Annotated in this window: 15 protein-coding genes; 7 read left to right on the top strand and 8 right to left on the bottom strand. The window is 44.9% G+C overall.

Translation table 11 applies throughout. From position 1 onward, the window contains the following. From PMI17_RS02085 to PMI17_RS02060, 7 genes are all read left to right on the top strand, one after another. Positions 1–474 (top strand): (2Fe-2S)-binding protein, encoded by a 474-nt coding sequence (locus tag PMI17_RS02085; protein ID WP_007885560.1) that lies wholly within the window; start codon positions 1–3, stop codon positions 472–474. Then, entirely contained in the window at positions 471–1,775 is a 1,305-nt protein-coding gene (locus PMI17_RS02080; RefSeq protein WP_007885558.1) for a cytochrome c, read from the top strand. Before PMI17_RS02085 ends, PMI17_RS02080 begins: the two co-directional genes overlap by 4 nt. A gap of 12 nt (positions 1,776–1,787) precedes the next feature. Beyond that, positions 1,788–2,354: an NTP transferase domain-containing protein gene (locus PMI17_RS24630; RefSeq protein ID WP_007885556.1), complete on the top strand. Its 567-nt coding sequence runs from the start codon at positions 1,788–1,790 to the stop codon at positions 2,352–2,354. Continuing rightward, complete coding sequence (locus PMI17_RS02075) at positions 2,354–3,325, top strand: XdhC family protein (protein ID WP_007885554.1); 972 nt, start codon at positions 2,354–2,356, stop codon at positions 3,323–3,325. Before PMI17_RS24630 ends, PMI17_RS02075 begins: the two co-directional genes overlap by 1 nt. Positions 3,326–3,466: 141 nt before the next feature. Continuing rightward, a complete protein-coding gene (locus PMI17_RS02070) occupies positions 3,467–4,678 on the top strand; it encodes a multidrug effflux MFS transporter (RefSeq protein WP_007885553.1) in 1,212 nt (403 codons plus the stop codon). Between the two features lie 641 nt (positions 4,679–5,319). After that, the gene (locus PMI17_RS02065) at positions 5,320–6,009 is read left to right on the top strand and encodes a heavy metal response regulator transcription factor (RefSeq protein ID WP_007885552.1); all 690 of its coding nucleotides are present in this window, start codon (positions 5,320–5,322) and stop codon (positions 6,007–6,009) included. Then, complete coding sequence (locus PMI17_RS02060) at positions 6,002–7,465, top strand: heavy metal sensor histidine kinase (RefSeq protein ID WP_007885551.1); 1,464 nt, start codon at positions 6,002–6,004, stop codon at positions 7,463–7,465. Before PMI17_RS02065 ends, PMI17_RS02060 begins: the two co-directional genes overlap by 8 nt. A gap of 447 nt (positions 7,466–7,912) precedes the next feature. Here PMI17_RS02060 and PMI17_RS02055 read toward each other — a convergent pair whose 3' ends face one another. From PMI17_RS02055 to PMI17_RS02020, 8 genes are all read right to left on the bottom strand, one after another. Beyond that, the gene (locus PMI17_RS02055) at positions 7,913–8,941 is read right to left on the bottom strand and encodes a tyrosine-type recombinase/integrase (RefSeq protein WP_036620004.1); all 1,029 of its coding nucleotides are present in this window, start codon (positions 8,939–8,941) and stop codon (positions 7,913–7,915) included. A gap of 430 nt (positions 8,942–9,371) precedes the next feature. Then, positions 9,372–10,007, bottom strand: a complete 636-nt coding sequence (locus PMI17_RS02050; RefSeq protein WP_007885549.1) for a hypothetical protein — start codon at positions 10,005–10,007, stop codon at positions 9,372–9,374. Next, on the bottom strand, positions 10,004–10,435 hold the full coding sequence (locus tag PMI17_RS02045; protein WP_036619956.1) for a hypothetical protein: 432 nt from the start codon (positions 10,433–10,435) through the stop codon (positions 10,004–10,006). Before PMI17_RS02045 ends, PMI17_RS02050 begins: the two co-directional genes overlap by 4 nt. Positions 10,436–10,437: 2 nt before the next feature. After that, positions 10,438–11,580, bottom strand: a complete 1,143-nt coding sequence (locus PMI17_RS02040) for a hypothetical protein (RefSeq protein WP_007885546.1) — start codon at positions 11,578–11,580, stop codon at positions 10,438–10,440. 1,181 nt (positions 11,581–12,761) lie between these two features. Continuing rightward, a complete protein-coding gene (gene fliB / locus PMI17_RS24420) occupies positions 12,762–13,964 on the bottom strand; it encodes a flagellin lysine-N-methylase (protein ID WP_007885545.1) in 1,203 nt (400 codons plus the stop codon). Between the two features lie 380 nt (positions 13,965–14,344). Then, on the bottom strand, positions 14,345–14,686 hold the full coding sequence (locus PMI17_RS24625) for a helix-turn-helix domain-containing protein (RefSeq protein WP_007885544.1): 342 nt from the start codon (positions 14,684–14,686) through the stop codon (positions 14,345–14,347). A 462-nt stretch (positions 14,687–15,148) separates the two neighbouring features. Then, complete coding sequence (locus PMI17_RS02025) at positions 15,149–15,829, bottom strand: nitroreductase (protein WP_007885543.1); 681 nt, start codon at positions 15,827–15,829, stop codon at positions 15,149–15,151. 270 nt (positions 15,830–16,099) lie between these two features. Then, the gene (locus PMI17_RS02020; RefSeq protein WP_007885542.1) at positions 16,100–17,149 is read right to left on the bottom strand and encodes an alpha/beta hydrolase; all 1,050 of its coding nucleotides are present in this window, start codon (positions 17,147–17,149) and stop codon (positions 16,100–16,102) included. Positions 17,150–17,319: the final 170 nt, after the last annotated feature.

The raw sequence follows: 17,319 nt of genomic DNA, 5'->3' as shown, positions 1-17,319 counted from the left end.
ATGACAACACTAACCATCAACAATCAGTCTGTTCAGTTTGATGATGACGAACAGATGCCTCTCCTGTGGTTTCTTCGTGATGAGGCAGGCTTAACTGGCACTAAATTTGGCTGCGGGATTGCCATGTGCGGCGCGTGTACAGTCCACCTTGATGGTCTTCCGGTCAGGGCATGTCAGACAACCGTTGCAGCGGCTAAAGGAAAACATATCACGACGATTGAAGGCATTGGAGAAACCTCGGTCGGTCTGGCGGTGAGGAAAGCGTGGATGGATCTTGATGTAGTGCAGTGCGGATACTGTCAGTCAGGACAAATTATGTCAGCCACGGCTTTGCTCTCACAAAAAGCCAATCCCGACGATAGCGATATTGATGCAGCGATGAGCGGCAACATATGCCGCTGCGCGACCTATGCACGTATTCGCGCGGCAATTCATCAGGCAGCGACAAATATGTCTGAGGAGGCCAAAGGATGAAACCAGTCGTAAAGCGATCGCTCGGCGTACTTAGTCTACTGATAGTGGCAGGACTCATTTATTGCACATATCAGTTTCTCAAGCCTGAAGGGGATGAATCCTCAGCCCCCATAGCTGGCGCGCCAGCATCAATGACCAGCAAAATTGAGCGCGGTGAATATCTGGCAAAAGCTGCCGATTGCGTTGCCTGCCATACCGCACCCGGTGGCAAACCTTTTGCCGGTGGATTCCGTTTCAACCTGCCATTCGGGGCTATTTATGGAACTAATATTACGGCGGACAGAGAAACAGGTATCGGCAACTGGAGCGATGATCAATTTGTTGCAGCAGTAAGACAAGGTATAAGCCCACATGGCAATCTTTATCCGGCCATGCCTTACACCTCTTACACGGGTATGAGTCGGGACGATGTCCTGGCAATAAAAGCATGGTTGTTCAGCTTGCCACCTGTAAAGCAGGCCAACCGCACCAACGAGCTCTCTTTCCCCTTTAATCAGCGCTGGGGAATGAAATTCTGGAACTTGGCCTTTTTTGATAACCACCGTTTTACTCCGGTTACCAGCGAAGATGATGAGTTAAACAGGGGAGCCTATCTGGCTGGTCCATTAGGGCACTGTGCTGAATGCCATACTCCGAGAAACCTTGGATTTGGACTCAACAATAGCAAGCATCTGAGCGGTGAAGTTGTACAAGGCTGGTTTGCAGGTAATATCACGCCAGATCAGGACACCGGCATTGGCACGTGGAGCGATGCTCAACTTTCACAATTCCTGGCGACGGGGCATGCCGAAGGCAGAAGTAGTGCTTCTGGCCCGATGGCAGAAGTTGTGCAAAACAGCACGCAATTCCTGACTCCAGAAGATAATGTGGCGTTAGTAAAGTATTTACGTCATATCACTCCGATCAAATCGGACATCAGTGCCAAAGTAAACTTAGAGCCTGAAGGTGCAAGTCATTCAAACGCTATATTGCCGTCTTCGCAGACGCAATCGCAGGGACAGCAGCTTTTTGCCGGTGATTGTAGTGGCTGTCATTTGTGGAATGGTAATGGACGTCAGACGCCTTATGCGTCGTTAAAAGGCAGCACGGCAGTCAACGACCCGCAGGGAAGAAGCATTGTGCAGGCTATTCTGCGTGGCACCCATCTGAATGTTAAAGACCAGACGCTGATAATGCCGGACTTTGGGGATAAATACTCAGATGAGGAAGTATCAGCAGTAGCTAACTATGTATTACTGCAGTTTGGTGGCAAACAAGGGACAGTCACTGCCAAACAAGTCGCTGAACAGCGTAAAAATTAAGAGTCGAACAAAGTGCAGAATGCGATCCTCATTTTGGCGGCGGGACATAGCCGCCGTTTTCGTCAGGTTAATGGCCAGCATAAATTGCTAACCATGATTAATGATAAACCTGTTTTGCAGCATACGCTCGAGCAGGCATCAGCAACTGGAATGGACGTGTATGTTGTCACCCGACCAGAGGATCGCCATATTCACTCATTACTAAAGAATGCCACGCCGATATTTTGCCACAGTGATGGTATTGGCAGCTCAATTGCTGCAGGCATGAAAGCTTGTGAAGGCTACCATGGTGTAATTATTTCATTGGCCGATTTGCCCTGGCTAAAGACTTCGAGTTATCTGGCCGTCAGTAGTGCACTACAAAATAATGCGTCGGTGAGAGCTATGGTTAATGAAAAGCCAGGGCACCCAGTAGGATTTCAGTGCCACTATTTTCAAGCATTAGCATTACTGCAGGGTGATACAGGAGCACAAACGCTATTGAGAACCTGTCTACCTGAACCTGTCTATTTAGATGACATTGGCTGTCTACGGGATATAGACAGGCCTGATGATCTTTTGGGAACTGAGAGGAGCTAATGATTACTCTCGATCAACGCGTTATTACCGCCGCACTGGACTGGTGCCAGTCTGGACAAGTCGTATGGATTTGTACGGTATTGCGTACCTATGGTTCATCACCACGCGCCAAAGGTACGATTATGTCGGTGAACATTGAAGGGCAATATTGTGGATCGCTGTCCGGAGGCTGCATCGAAGAAGACTTCCTGGCACAGCTTTCTAAAGGGGATTATCGCGAATCTAGCCAGATAGTTCGTTATGGTGAAGGTGGTATGCGACCCGATGTTCAACTACCCTGTGGCGGAAGTCTGGATATTCTCATTGAATACCTTCCAGCAGATGCGAAAAGTTTCGCGTTGTTGCAAGCCATGCAACAAGCCTTAACTGGAAAAACCCCATTGGTAAAAACGGTTGAACCGGGTAAAAGTGCTAGCTGGCACCAGATCTCATCTGATGAAAAACTCCCGCAACTTAAATACGATAATGAGTCTGTTGTTTTACCGGTTGGCGCAGTTCCTGAGTTATTCGTCGCTGGTTACTCTACGGTGGCTTACGAATGTATCCGTATTGGTCAGTTATTGGGTTATCACGTTCGTGTCTGTGAGCATCGCCCTGAAATGCTGAGTGAGCTTGAAGGCTATTTTTCAGGCGAAGATAACATATCTATAGTGCCTCAGCATCCGGCTCGCTGGTTAGAGCTAAATGGCGCACATGCTTCCGTTGCCATAGTGTCATTAACGCATGATCCACGTATTGATGAATTAACAATGATGGAGGCCGTCAATACCTCCGCCTTTTATATTGGTATTATGGGGTCATCTAAAAATAGTCAAAAAAGAAAACTACGCTTGCAAAATTTTGGCGGCATGCAGCCTCATGAATTAGCGCGAATTAAAGCACCTATTGGTTTAAGTATAGGAAGCAAAACGCCCGCCGAAATTGCTCTTTCGGTTATGGCTGATGTTGTGAAAACCCGTAATAGTGCTTGATTTAACTCTGCATTTTGCCAAAAAACTGCATTTAAAGCGTTGATTGATGAATGCCACTCATAGCGTCATTGCAATTACCGGACATTATCTTCTCATCAGCAACGGGTAAAATGAACACCTTCTTTTTGCCTGGATATTAAAATGAATGGCGCATCTCAGCGTATGAATTCCTACACTGTTAAATCGACCGGTTTACCTTTTATTCTTATCCTTAGCGCGTTGATGGCCATCACATCGCTTTCTACCGACATCTATCTTCCCGCTATGCCAATTATGGCGAGAGAACTTAATGGTGATGCCGAGCTAACGATTACTGGTTTTTTAATCGGCTTTTGTATTGCTCAGTTGATATGGGGGCCTTTAAGCGACCATTTCGGTCGTAAAAAACCACTGTTTGTAGGGCTGATATTATTTGTCATCGGTTCTGCCGGTTGCGCCCTATCTGCGGATATGACGCAAATCGTTTTTTGGCGCGTTTTCCAGGCCTTAGGGGCCTGCACCGGTCCGATGCTGGCTCGTGCGATGATACGCGACCTTTTTGGTCGAAGCCGTGCAGCACAAATGCTCTCGACATTAATGGTCGTGATGGCCATTGCGCCAATCGCTGGGCCGCTTGTGGGTGGGCAGATGATCAGAGTGACGTCCTGGCATATCATTTTTTGGCTACTGGCAGGTATCGGCGCGGTTATGTTGGTTTTGATGTGCCTGTTGCCTGAAACCTTGCCACCAGAAAAAAGAATAAAGGCGTCACTATCGGGCGCATTTGCAAATTATTTTGCCTTAATGAAGAATCACCAGTTCATGCGCTTTACCCTGTGTGTGACATTCTATTATGTCGCCGCGTATGCCTTTATAACCGGTTCGCCATTTGTCTACATCACTTATTTTAACATCGATGCGCAGCATTATGGCTGGCTTTTTGCGGTGAATGTTGTGGGACTAATGGCCGTGAGCATGGTGAACCGCCGTTTGGTACATCGTTATCCATTAGAAATGCTTCTTCAGTTTGCCGTGGTGGTTGCGACCGTTGCTGCCGTTATACTCGCGTTCTGCACTAAACTTGAATTTGGTGGCATCACAACGATCATTCTATCGATTTTCGTTTTCTTCTCAATGAACGGCATTGTTGCCGCTACTTCGACGGCAGCAGCGATGGATACTGTGCCCAATATGGCAGGATCCGCTTCGGCCTTCATTGGTTCCCTGCAATACGGTAGTGGGATCATCTCATCCCTGATGCTGGCACTATTGAGTGATGGCACACCGTGGACGATGGGGTGGATTATCGCGTTGTTTACCGTAGCAAGTGCGGTAATGGCGATCGCTGCCGCCAGGGGAAGATCCCAAAGCTAAACATTTTTGTCAAAGAACGCAGCGAGTTGATTCATATCTCCACCCACATATCGAGAACCTTATAGGTCTCGATATGTGTTGTACCCTTAATCAGCAACAGTTTTTGGGGGGGCTGCTGGCTTTCCTAAATGCGCTTTGCACTATGCCTAGGTTCCGGCCATCATGTTTAACCGCTGATTGATGAGGGCTATATGGCTTTGCACACTGAATTCATCAGGCTGCTCATTTTATGAATTCGAGTGCGCGTAGGTTTCCCAGTAATACTTGTAGCCCTGCCGAAAAGGATCGAACGGGTGTTTTACAATATGCTCATCCGTCAGGATGGCATCACCTGAGTAAGTGACCTCACCGGCGGAGGCTTCTTTGATGTGCGTATCCGTGGCCGCGCGCAGGTCTTCCTGAATCGTCGAAAGTTATGAATCCTGATAGCTGTTATGGCGCACCTGTCCGGGACCAAACATACTTAGCGTGGCGCCTGATGAGCTTATAGAATCCGTGCTGTTACCGTCGTGACGGCAGAATAACAACGTGGCCAGTTTTACCTGTTACTTTCCTGACAATTCCGTCAGGAAAATGTCAGCTAAATGTTGGCAAATCTAATGCAAAATAACGTTTATCCGTTGAAACAGGAAATACTTCCTATGCGCTTATTGTTGGTAGAAGACGAAGAAAAAACCTCCTCTTATTTGAGCCGCGCGCTGGGCGAATCGGGGTTTAACGTTGACGTCTCTGCCGATGGCACGGAAGGTTTGCACTTTGCACTTGAGTTCGATTACGACGCCATCATACTGGATGTCATGTTGCCGGGCATGGATGGCTATCGTGTGCTGGAGGGAATTCGCACGAGCAAACAAACGCCAGTATTGATGCTTTCTGCACGTGGTTCGGTTGATGAGCGAGTGAAGGGGTTGCGCCTCGGTGCAGATGATTACCTGCCAAAACCTTTTTCCTTAATTGAACTGGTAGCTCGAATTCAGGCATTGGTTCGCCGACGCACCACGGATGGTGCTGATATTACACAACTGCACGTCCATGATCTGCAACTTGACCTACTGGCACGCAGGGTATTCCGCCACGGCATTCGTTTGGAATTAACTGCGAAAGAGTTTTCGCTACTCAGTTTGCTGGCTCGTCATCAAGGCGAAATCCTGTCGAAGATGATGATTGCCGAACAGGTGTGGGATATGAATTTCGACAGCGATGCCAACGTGGTCGAAGTGGCAATTAAACGCCTGCGCGCCAAGATCGATGCACCGTTCACGGTTAAATTGCTTCATACCGTGCGTGGCATGGGCTATGTACTTGAAGTACGGGGAAATCCACATGGCTAAACGTTCGATCTCCGCACGCCTCGCAGTGCTTTTTGTGCTGAGTATTGTGCTTATCGTCTCAACGATTGGCTTACTGCTGCGCACCTCGTTGCACGACTCTTTGCAAAAGCAGATGCACAACGAACTGCTCTTTCGCGAATCGCTGATGAGCCCTTGGATTAACGCACGCACTTCCAGCGAAGGCTGGCCGGCGCTGGCCAGAAAATTTACCGATTTAACCAGTTCCGAAGGCGAACGTGTGCGTTACTGGATTCTCAGTGATGATGTGCGCTTTAACGTCGGCGGAGCACCACCACTGGGTGTAAGCTGGAGCGCATTGCAGGAAGGATTTAACAAAGTGCCCGGCGCATCAGATGATGCCTGTTCGTTGTTCCTGCTGGTCAAAACCATTCCTGCTCGGGATGAACGTCCTGTACTTCGCTTTGTAGTGGCAATCGACTCCACGCCTTACATGGGCACACTCGATGCATTTACGCGTACGCTACTTGTCATCTCCACGATAGGTGTGTTTATTGTGGCATTGCTGGGATATATCATATCTCGCATCGGTTTACGTCCGGTTGGCGCGTTAAGCCAGCAGGCACATCTACTGGCTCCCGGCGATCATGCTCAGCGGCTCAATCTGGATGCCTTACCGGAAGAGCTCACACAACTGGCTGCCTCCTTCAACGGTGTGCTGGAACGGCAGGAAGTTGCCTGGCGACAGTTAGAAAGTTTCAATGCCGATGTTGCCCACGAGTTGCGCACACCACTCACCAATTTAATTGGTCAGACGCAGCTTGGATTGTCCCGTCGACGCTCGCAGGAAGAACTGGAAGAGTTACTGGGCTCCAATCTTGAAGAGCTGGAGCGCTTAACGTCCATTGTTAACGATATGTTGTTCCTATCTCATGCACATGCGGGCGAACATGCCTCGCAGTTAACACTGGTGTCTCTGCGTGCTGAAACCTCTAAAACGGCCGAATATGTCGAACCCTCTTTCGCTGAGAAACAGCTGACGTTGCAGGTCGAAGGGGATGTAATGGTGCACATTGACCGGCGCCTATTCCACCGTTCACTGGCAAACTTGCTGGAAAACAGCGCCCGACACGCTGCGCCGCTCAGCACCATTACGGTTGAACTGCGTGAAACCGCGACGCAGGCGGTGGTTGCTGTATCGAATTATGGCGTCGAAATCGCGCCCGAACATCTGCATCGCTTGTTTGAGCGCTTTTATCGCGTCGACTCTTCCCGCGCTAAAAGCTCCACTCATCACGGACTAGGATTATCGATTGTGCGCGCCGTTGCCATCATGCATCGCGGTGATATTTTCGCCCGCAGCGAGGGGGGCATCAACACCTTTGGTCTGACATTTTCCTTAGAGCAAGGGCGCAAACTTCCTGAAGAAAACCCGCAGTTGGTGGCTTCGGTATTTAGCGGCAATACGGATACCATTTTAAGCAAACCCACAGCTTGAGGGCATCAACACCAAGGCACTGTTCAAAAAATTTCTTGAGCGCCCGTTCTGGCGCGAATGAACCGGTGCCCGGAGCAAAAAATCTTTGGCATGGTGATAAACAGCGGCTCGGTACCTTAATGGAAACTATAGTTTTCAGTCTCAGTCATAATGTTTCACCGGCAAACGCCGCAAACATTTTCTGGCGGATATGGGCAACCTCATTCCCGGCTGATGTAGGTGCGATGTCGCGCAATACGCTGCGCAACCTGACATATTTTATCGAAGACTGATGCGAGCTGGCAAAAAGGTGAGTTGAGAGGACATATTTTGCCGAGATATTTGCCAGCAGAGAATGGTCTCCATATGGCTTAAGCCGGAAAAAATGCTCTTACACGCTCCTTCCAGCACTATGCTTCTATCTTCAATAACGAGAAAAATAACTGTTGAGCAGACGATCGGCCAATATCAGCCTGAAGGATGGTTATCCATGAAATCAACCATGGCACCGGCGTGCGCATCCACATGGCGGATATAACGCATCACCGTTTCCGGCTTTTTCCAGGTACCTTCCTGCATGATCTGCGCGGTACTGTATTTCTTCATGGCCATATCGACCGCTGCGCCAACGCGCGTACTGTGTCCGGTCCAGCCCCGGTACCGCCCTTTATTGGCTTTGACCTCACCCGGATATCCGGCAGTGTGCCAAGCACGGCCGAAAATATCCTCAATGGCACGGGTAGAAAGCGGATTAACGGTACTGACGACGGCCTGATTTGAGCGATGCACCGGTCCGAAGATGTATGCGTCCGGTTTGGAAATCAGCCCGGACTGAGTTAGCCATTCCGTCAGGCGCGTCGTTGACAGCTCGCCGAGTGCCTTAATGAGTCCCCCGGTTTGTACGATCGTTTTGGTCCAGGCCACGTCCAGAATGATGCGCCCGTCCGATGCCCGGGTCACGTCCCGGACCCTCAGCCTTCCTAGCTCGCTGATGCGCAGAAGGGTTGCATAAGCCACGTGCAGGAAGGCCAGATCTCGCGTCTGCAGAAGACGATTGGAACCAGACCAGGCAGTATCCAGCTTCAGCAGGTCAGTAATACGAAACGGTATGGCCTGGCCGGCGCGTTCGCCCTGAACAACAGCTGTGCGGTTAATGCGCTTTACCGCGCGAAAAACCAGCGGCGAGGTGTTCGGCGGCACCAGACCAGCGTTACGGTGTAACATTGAGATTAGAGCTGCGTGGGTAGACACCGTTGAGGAGGCACGCCCACTGGCCTGCAGGTAGAGGAGATAGTCGCGCAGGCAGGCAGAGGACATGGGTAAAAAGGAGCGGCCATTTTCCTCTGCCCACTTCGCGCAGATCCGCATCACACTGAGCAATTGTCGCCACGTGTTCTCAGAGAACGCCTCCCGATCCTGCACGAACTCGCGCAGCCGGTGGGCAATGTCAGCATCAGAGGCCAGACTCAGTGCGGAAGCAGGGTGTTTTTCGTTCATATCGTCCGGTATTTCTGCCGTCATCGTGGAGGCGTTGCTGTGTGAATTCTGAGGTATGTGCAGGGCAGTAACCCAGCATAATTCACGTAGCGCTGCCGTAAATATGTCCAACGCCGTACGGTGCAGGTTTGCTCAGGCACGATCACGACGGAGATCCCCATCATAACCGGATCCTTTACCGGATCCTAGCTTCATATAATGCTTATTATATGAAGTTAGGATCGTTATAAAACCGTTCAAGTAGCACAAGGCTAGTTACGAAGAAGATAGACTGGTAAAACCTAAATTATATAAGATTATAAATTAGGTAATCTCCAGGCTGAAAGTGGGTGAGATGTTTTCTGTGGGCAAAAGGAGTGCATACAACGCAGAACAAAAATGTTTTCAACAAAAAAATCGGGTGATTCATTGTTCACCCGACAATATGATGTTAATCAAGTGGTTTATGATGAAGGTAAAATGGATAGTGTATTACTTTATATTCAGTGCCACTTTCTGTATGAAGGTGGGTTGTATATTTAATATTCTCATCATTCTTGTCATTTTGATAACTAATTGCTTCAACGTAATTTTCGGAAAGGTGAGTCATCCATCTATTCATTACCAAATTAACTTTTTGTTGACCACAATATAATAAAACCCCACCTGACTTAGAGTTTGAATGGCATGATGAATATCTGTTACATAGTTGAAGAAAACCTGAGAAAATGTGTTCATACCCACTAGCCTTCTTCGCTTCACCTAGCCACTTAAAGCCAGCCAAAGTAATAACTATGTCACAATGCCCAGCACTTTTACCTTCTCTTACTGCAACCAATCCATGTTCATCATATTTATTTAAATAAGGAAGCAGCATATCTGAATATGCATCTTCTCTTGTTTCTTCATAGCTAAACGAGTCTTTTGATGAGGACAATCCTTCCCTAGCTTTATCCAATAGGGAGTATATGAGCTCTTCGAAATGCTCCCATGAGCTTCTAGCTTTTTCAATAAGCTTTATTCTTTTAAAAAAAAGAAATTCGTCCATGCTAATCGAAGAAAGAAAATCGGACTGTTCAATGTTCATTCTTGACAATCCTTAATCAGACTTTCAAACTCTTTAGTGATTCTAAATGTTGGAGCAATATACTCCAAATAGTGATACATAAAATCATCAATAAAAGGATTGTATAAATAACCATCTCGCTCTGCTTGATCCAGCTCTTTTGAACTGACCGGATGATTTTCTTCACCCCATATCAATAAAAATTCAAGATATAAGAAGTCAACATCTGGGTGTAGAAGAGGTTTCAATATATCGATATAGCTGCCATTATAACTTAGTTCCTTTTTCATCGATTCAATGTTGCTTCTGAATAGAACGATGCTTGTAGGGTTAGTGTTGATATCAATAATGCGCCTTGCTAGTAATAAACAATAACTTGAAACACTCTCATATATTTCTAAGCTAAAAATTCTTTTTTCTATTTCCTCCAAAGCTCTTAACTTTGTCATTCTCAATTCACCATCAGGGAAACTTGACTAAAATCAGAGTAACTTAAGCAGTTTGATAAAGTGAAATAATTAGCATTATCGCTAATACCACTTCCAGAAACAGCCCTCTTATATGAACCAGGTATTGACGCTAGCAACTTATATTTATAGCCATAATCAGCCACTAACTTATCTAAGTTAAAAGAAACTTTATAAAAAATTAAATCTTGCTTCGCCTTTTCAAAACCACCAATATGAAAAAGGTCTTTTCTTACATCTGCATGAAAGGGTGATTTCTTCTCAGTATAGCGGGTCATCTCACCACTTATGAAATTCATTTCATGAATAGAGTAGGGAATATCGGTCAAATGACCATCTTCTTGTAAACATATTTTTTCGATGGTAGCGAATAAATCTCTTTTTAATAAATTTGGAGCTTCTTTGAATTTATGAATTTCTTGTTTTATTTTAGGTAGAATAACACGTTGCGCTTCCATACAAAAATCTGCATTATCAGTTTCACTGATATCAATGACTAAGTATGATCGATTATTAGACCTATTAATAAAAAAACCGTCAAAAAATTGCTTCTCTTTCTTCTCATATCCAAAGATTTGATCGAAGTGCCTTAGGCTATCAAAATCATTAGGGTTAATCTTAGTTTTAGATTCAACTTGTTTAAATGAATAGAAAAAACAAGCCAAATAATCCTTGGTTATGAACCACTGGCTATCTTCATCCGTAACAGAGTTGAGCGGTGTGTCAACAAAGTTAAATATTGTCCCTGTTTCCTTTTCGATTTCAGGAATAATATCTTTTATATACTCTTCAGATAATGTTAGTGGGTAAAAAGCTTTTTTATTAAAGGTAAGGCTATTATGAGAATAATAGTTAACTTTAACATAAAATTCATCAAAAGAATCTCTGTCATCTTTCTTTAGAGTATCTAAAACTATCACCATTTTTTCAAATGTTTTATCTTTGCTATTGCTTAAACAATTTTCAAGTTTGCTGGCTGTTATAACTTCCTTAACAAAGAGCCAAGGACATTTTGTGAGAAACACATATAGCGCTCCTTGCTCTTCCTGAGTAAGAAAATCAACTAAGTTATCCTCGTTAGAACTTTGCTGTGTTTCATCAATTACCGAAGCATTGCTTGTAATCATCTTAACATCCATTTGTTTTTTATCATAAGCCGAAGAGAGAAGTTGTATCTTATAACTATAAATTCATATAATTCAATAGGCTAAGACGCTCAAGGAGTAAATCACATAACCGTATGATTTATATCAGCTTAAGTTGGCGCTTATGCTGACACCCTCGATTTCCTCAGTGCTTTAAGTTAAATTTTCTCAATACTGATAAGTAATAAAGGTTAATTGAACAAAAAAGACGCTACATCTTCATGGTTAAACGAACAGATAGAGGCGTAGGGGTCTTAAAGTAGTCCCTTATGAATGCAAATCCCACGATAAGGGAAAGCATCTAGTACACATTTAACATAATCAAGATTACACGAACTTATATTGTTACTCCAAAGCGCTAATGTCGTATGGGGAGGTGCGCCAGCAATACTTGTTGCTTAAACTAACTACGCTCAGGCAGCATGAGGAAAAGGCGGCGTTCCGTGCCACTGCCCGATGCGCAATGTGTGATGTAGTTGGAGAAGTAAAGACGCCGCTGACGTAACGGACTGTGTTACACTCGCTTCGCTTATTTTTTGCTGAGCTTAAATCCAGCGTTCTTTTCGGCAGATAAGCTGAAACCGGCACCGGACAGGGCTGCCGGTTTCTATCTCAGGATGCCGTGATCTCACGAACGATAAAACTCTTATCCGGCTGTCTCGGCCTGCTCGCACAGCTAGCATGCATGACTGCGAGCCTTCCTCTAGGTATCAAAATTCCCGGAACCCAGAAAAGCGCTTAAGGGCCGGCTCTCCGTCCGGCACAGAATAAGGCCTTAGCGCCTTCAATCAGCCTTAGCCCGCAAATTCTAAAAGCGTTATTTGCGTACCTTCAGTTTGAAGTGATCATAATTGAGGTTATCTCGGACCAGACTGCCAGTTAAGAGCCCCCCTCTTGTCAGAGTCGCTCAGATACCATTAGTTATCATTATCTGAGATGGTAGTGCTTGGCGGGCGATCTATATCATTGAAACTCGATCCGAACCAAAACAGTTAGGAGCTGGTTGGTAAAACCATGACAATATCTCCAGATCTGGCCTCATGAGAGGAATGATTGTGTAAAGGTCTGATCTGATTCAGGATGCAGAGTTTATGTTGATGACCATGACAAATAAAGATTTATACCGGCTCGGCATCCAACCATCAGCCTAGAAAAATATTGAATTATTTTAAAAGGTAGATTAAAGAGGAATAGCCCTCTATTTCTAAACCCATAATATCGTCCAGAAGATTATCTTCATAATTATTATCATGCCTAGTGATGCTATGGTAGCTGTAAAATAATTTAACCAAATCGACTTCTGTTATATTTGAATCCAACTCAATTACTGAGGCTATTAATAATTTAAGTAAAAACCACTCTACCATTAAAATCGAAACATTCAACAATGCATCCTTTCCATTTTTGAAAGGAAAAAAATCCTCGTACATGCGATACTGAATATAGTTACTCATAAAGTATGGATGGTTTTTAGTACACTTGTTGACGTTGCCATCCCATGCTGAATTAATAGCAATAAGAAAAGGCAAAAGCTCCTTATATTTCATTCCTTTGCCAATCAGATTGCTTGTTTTTTGTAAGAAAAATTGAAAAGGTTTAGATCCACGCCCTTCATTCTTTTTACTCAAAGATGCTTTTAATCGTGTGAATAGCTCCCCCTGTAACTTGTAATTTGGCGTTATTTTATCAAGACATGCGATTAACTCACCTGAGTCAATGGAGGACATCATGCCATCGAAATAATTAAGTAATTTATCATGCACATTATTATCATTTAACAAATCATCATGAAACGATAAAATCTTCAAAACACCATAAAGCCCCACTTCAATATTTTTCCCGCACCCTACCATAATATTGACGCACATCAAATTTAACAATCTATTTTCTTCAAGAACATCAGGGGCGTCTAAAGCATAATTACTCTTTTTTATTTTCTCGTTAAAGAGCATGGAACCGGTGTTAGTTAAAAGCATTCTGGTAGCTTCAGGGCAAGATAGCGTTAAGTTACTTCTGATTTCATATTTATGACTGGTGTAAACTCGAGGGTAAATAGCACATGTAGGACTTAATGCATCTTCCCCAAGAGACTTCTGTACTTTGCATAGACAATCATTATCCAGAAAGGAACAATTCCCAGTGTCTTTTAATTTCACCCTTCCCCAGTTCCCGTCATCAATCTCAATGTTGATAACATTAACATCTGATATTTTTCGTATTTCAATATCTGAGCTGTTTTTATAAAGATTAACTGTCGATTTATTTAATACTATATCCCAGTCCTTACAACAGTGATCAATGCACGCTCCCCCCACGCATTCAAAAGTTGTAAAAAACTGAGGCTCAACAATGAGTATTTCATTCATATTAAAGATCAACCTGCATGTAAGTTAGGAATACAATCAGAGTACTCATAAAAAAATATACTCAACGTAAGATAAAGATTGTTAAAATCGTCGTATTTCGCCGATAAATATTAACTTGCCAAATAATTATAACCATGGCACAAAAGGGTTAGAAATTAGTTTCTAAAAAGCATTTAATAATATATCGTAAATAATAGCTTACTCGTTACTTAATACCCCCCCCAGTCTTTTATAATAAATTCAAATTTTTAGCCAGATTATTCAACACAGAGAAAATTAACAAATAATCGGCACCCATAATAAGCAGAGCCAACAAATTATTTATTTACAGAAAACTAAAATACAACTTTATATTAATTTTATTGACACTTATCGGCACATTAATTATTAAACCTTTTATTTACCCTGCGATAGACTGCAGGAGGAACTTGATAATACTTCACGAATGCACGTGTAAATGCTTGCTGAGATGTAAATCCATAGTCGAGAGATATTTCTATAATGCTATTTGAGCTATAAATTAATGATTCCGCAGCTAAGTTCAGTTTTCGATTTCGTATATATTCAGCTAATGTTATGCTCATGACCCGAGCAAACATCCTTTGAATGTGCCATTTAGAATACCCTGCACGTAAAGCAACTTCTTGGATTTTCAATGGAGAATTTATGTTCTCTTCAATCCACATTGGCAACTCATAGACAATGCGCTCATCACGTGTCATTACCACCTCTGAGAATCAGTGTTAATATTGAATGACTATAAATGATATGATTTAAGGTGACACACTCAACAAGTGCCACACATTTAAAATCGCACTTTCAGAATATCTCTTTATATAAATAATTAAGTTTTAAATCCGCCTGGTTCAGGAAAAGAAAGCCAGGGAATTTTAAACTAACGTGAATAAGCCCCCCAATTGGAATTTTGTTATTAACGGTCCTCTTGCGTCGCAAAATTTGCCTCGCCCGCAACCACAAATCGATCCTGAAACCATGTTTGTTTTTCTGGCTCCGCATCGATGCTAATGCCTGCTTGCGTTGTAGTGCGGCAACGGCATCATATATTCACTTCCACTTGATCTGTTCAGTGACGGCACACCATGGGCGATGGGCTGGATAACTGCGTCTTTTACGTTAGTCAGCGATTTAATTGCACTGGCCGTTCAGCTCAAAAACAGTGGCTTTTATTGATGCCAGACGACACTTTCGTTTGTGGGAATCCGCCCCTCCCTGTAACTCAGGGAGGGATGCGTTTTGTCGGGCACTCCAAAAGAGATACCGTAAAGTAGCCTGAAATCCTCCTGAACATTTAATATCCTACGCACCGTTTGGGAAAAATAACTCAGGACTGCCTGTGGAACGCCTGCGTAACCGCGAGCTGCCAAAGCAAGCAGGAATGTCTGAGCGTACATTCCTGCATCCGAGGCAACGCGGACGTTGTCCCCAACAACAGGAATGAATAACAGTGCAACATGAGGCGCTCCGAAAAATTTGACGTTACGTTCTAACACTTCTGACCGACTTAAGTTATCACCTCGCGCAACACCCAATGCCTGATAATAAGAGCGCCCCTGCTCAGTAGCCCGTTGCCTGAATGGCTCGGGATATGCTTCTTTATCAAACGTAAAATCAAGGCTGTAGTTCTCAGCCTTCTGATCTTCCTTCAGTGCATTGCTTAATTCACGAAGCTTATCCCCTGCGATGATATGCAAAGACCAGGGCTGAGTATTACAGTTAGAAGGTGCGCATTGCGCTTCAAGCAAAATGTCGCTGAGGATATCGCAGGGAATTTGGGTTGGAAGAAAGGCTCTTGCCGAGTACCTGTTTTTTACTACCTCACTGAATGTTGGCTCTTGCGAACTCATTTGCATCTCCATCTGAACGTAATCTTAAGTGAATTGCTCACTGCCTCCGGAACCATCCTGTCACATAAGGTCATTGTTATCATTCCCTGCAGCAGATTAGGTCTATGAATTCCATTCATAGCGTCTATCTGAAAGGCGCAATTATCTTTGACCTTCACTTCGTTAATCTGGGTGTATCACGTGAATAAGCACCATGAAATGCAGCGGGAAGTGACGACAGCTGATGAGCATCCCCCAGCCTGCAAGGCTGGGGGTGTCATCCTAAGCTCACTAAATGTTCTTATCAAAGAAGACGTCCAACTTTTGCAATACCTGGTCTACGTATTTGGGAACCCAGTACGTTTCGATATGGGTCGCGCCATCGATCAGGAAGAGTTCTTTGTCTTTCGTACCGGTGGCTTTCGCGAACGCATCTTTAGTCATATAGAGCGTATCGGCTTTTGTACCGGCAATCATAAGCAATGGTTTATTGATGAGATTAATATGATCCGTCACGTCAAAGCTCATCAAATCTAACAGGCTGCTGGTAGTGTATTTAAATGTTGAGTTCGGGTGTGCATGGGTTTTCCAGTAATACTCGTAGCCCTCTCGATATAAGGCAAAAGGTAATTTTGCGATCTGTTCATCCGTCAGGTTGGCATCACCGGAATAAAGCACTTCGCCCCCGGCTGCTTCCAGAGCGCGTGCATCAGAGGCCTGCTGAAGGCGCTGCTGGATAGTGTCCAGCTGTGAATCCTGCATACCATTGCGGCGTACTAGACCTGAATTAAACATGCTGATGGTAGCAATCGATTTGAACCGTTTGTCCGTCTCCGCAGCAACAAGTGAATACCCCCCGCCTCCGCAAATGCCAAGCAGACCGAGGCGGGAAGTATCAACCCCCGGATACTGGCTGATGTAATCAGCCATGCCGTGAACGTCCTCGATACGGTTAGCGGGTTTATCAACGCTGCGAGGCATACCACCGCTTCCGCCCTGCCAGGCTGCATCGGCTGTAATCGTGATGTAACCATGCTCGGCCAGGCGTTGCGCATATAACCCGGCGACTTGTTCCTTAACGCCACCATTAGGATGTGCAACCACTACGGCAGGATATTTTTTTGCAGGATCGTAGTTAGCAGGCGTATAGACATTCGCGGCAATCTGGATGCCATGCAGATCGTATTTCACCGGATGAATGTTGACCTTACCTTTGACGTTCTCAGAGATGGCACCGTCATAGACGAGTGTGAATGGATTTTTTTGGTAATCAGCCGCATTGACTGAGGTCACTCCAGCGAGTGCCGTTAGCAGCATTGCACTTATAAGCGTGAATTTCATGGTCTCTCCCGATGAGTGCCAGACTGGTTACCCAGGCTCGCGGAATCAAATTTGCAGGCTCAGATTAGGGGAGGTGGACTGTCAGCATCGTGACCGGGAAATAACATTTTTGTCAGGAAGCAGACTGCTACAGCCAGGTGTTTATGACAAAAAAGTCAGGTAGCTGTCAG

The sequence above is a fragment of the Pantoea sp. GM01 genome (genome assembly GCF_000282675.1).
Lineage (GTDB): Bacteria > Pseudomonadota > Gammaproteobacteria > Enterobacterales > Enterobacteriaceae > Pantoea > Pantoea nemavictus.
The sequence above is the reverse complement of the archived record's forward strand: the minus strand, read 5'-3'. Positions and strand labels throughout refer to the sequence as shown.

Bases quoted from the DNA above. Each gene is read 5' to 3' on its own strand.
- PMI17_RS02085 (WP_007885560.1), top strand. From the start codon at position 1: ATGACAACACTAACCATCAACAATCAGTCTGTTCAGTTTGATGATGAC.
- PMI17_RS02080 (WP_007885558.1), top strand. From the start codon at position 471: ATGAAACCAGTCGTAAAGCGATCGCTCGGCGTACTTAGTCTACTGATA.
- PMI17_RS02075 (WP_007885554.1), top strand. From the start codon at position 2,354: ATGATTACTCTCGATCAACGCGTTATTACCGCCGCACTGGACTGGTGC.
- PMI17_RS02070 (WP_007885553.1), top strand. From the start codon at position 3,467: ATGAATGGCGCATCTCAGCGTATGAATTCCTACACTGTTAAATCGACC.
- PMI17_RS02065 (WP_007885552.1), top strand. From the start codon at position 5,320: ATGCGCTTATTGTTGGTAGAAGACGAAGAAAAAACCTCCTCTTATTTG.
- PMI17_RS02060 (WP_007885551.1), top strand. From the start codon at position 6,002: ATGGCTAAACGTTCGATCTCCGCACGCCTCGCAGTGCTTTTTGTGCTG.
- PMI17_RS02055 (WP_036620004.1), bottom strand. From the start codon at position 8,941: ATGAACGAAAAACACCCTGCTTCCGCACTGAGTCTGGCCTCTGATGCT.
- PMI17_RS02050 (WP_007885549.1), bottom strand. From the start codon at position 10,007: ATGAACATTGAACAGTCCGATTTTCTTTCTTCGATTAGCATGGACGAA.
- PMI17_RS02045 (WP_036619956.1), bottom strand. From the start codon at position 10,435: ATGACAAAGTTAAGAGCTTTGGAGGAAATAGAAAAAAGAATTTTTAGC.
- PMI17_RS02040 (WP_007885546.1), bottom strand. From the start codon at position 11,580: ATGATTACAAGCAATGCTTCGGTAATTGATGAAACACAGCAAAGTTCT.
- fliB (WP_007885545.1), bottom strand. From the start codon at position 13,964: ATGAATGAAATACTCATTGTTGAGCCTCAGTTTTTTACAACTTTTGAA.
- PMI17_RS24625 (WP_007885544.1), bottom strand. From the start codon at position 14,686: ATGACACGTGATGAGCGCATTGTCTATGAGTTGCCAATGTGGATTGAA.
- PMI17_RS02025 (WP_007885543.1), bottom strand. From the start codon at position 15,829: ATGAGTTCGCAAGAGCCAACATTCAGTGAGGTAGTAAAAAACAGGTAC.
- PMI17_RS02020 (WP_007885542.1), bottom strand. From the start codon at position 17,149: ATGAAATTCACGCTTATAAGTGCAATGCTGCTAACGGCACTCGCTGGA.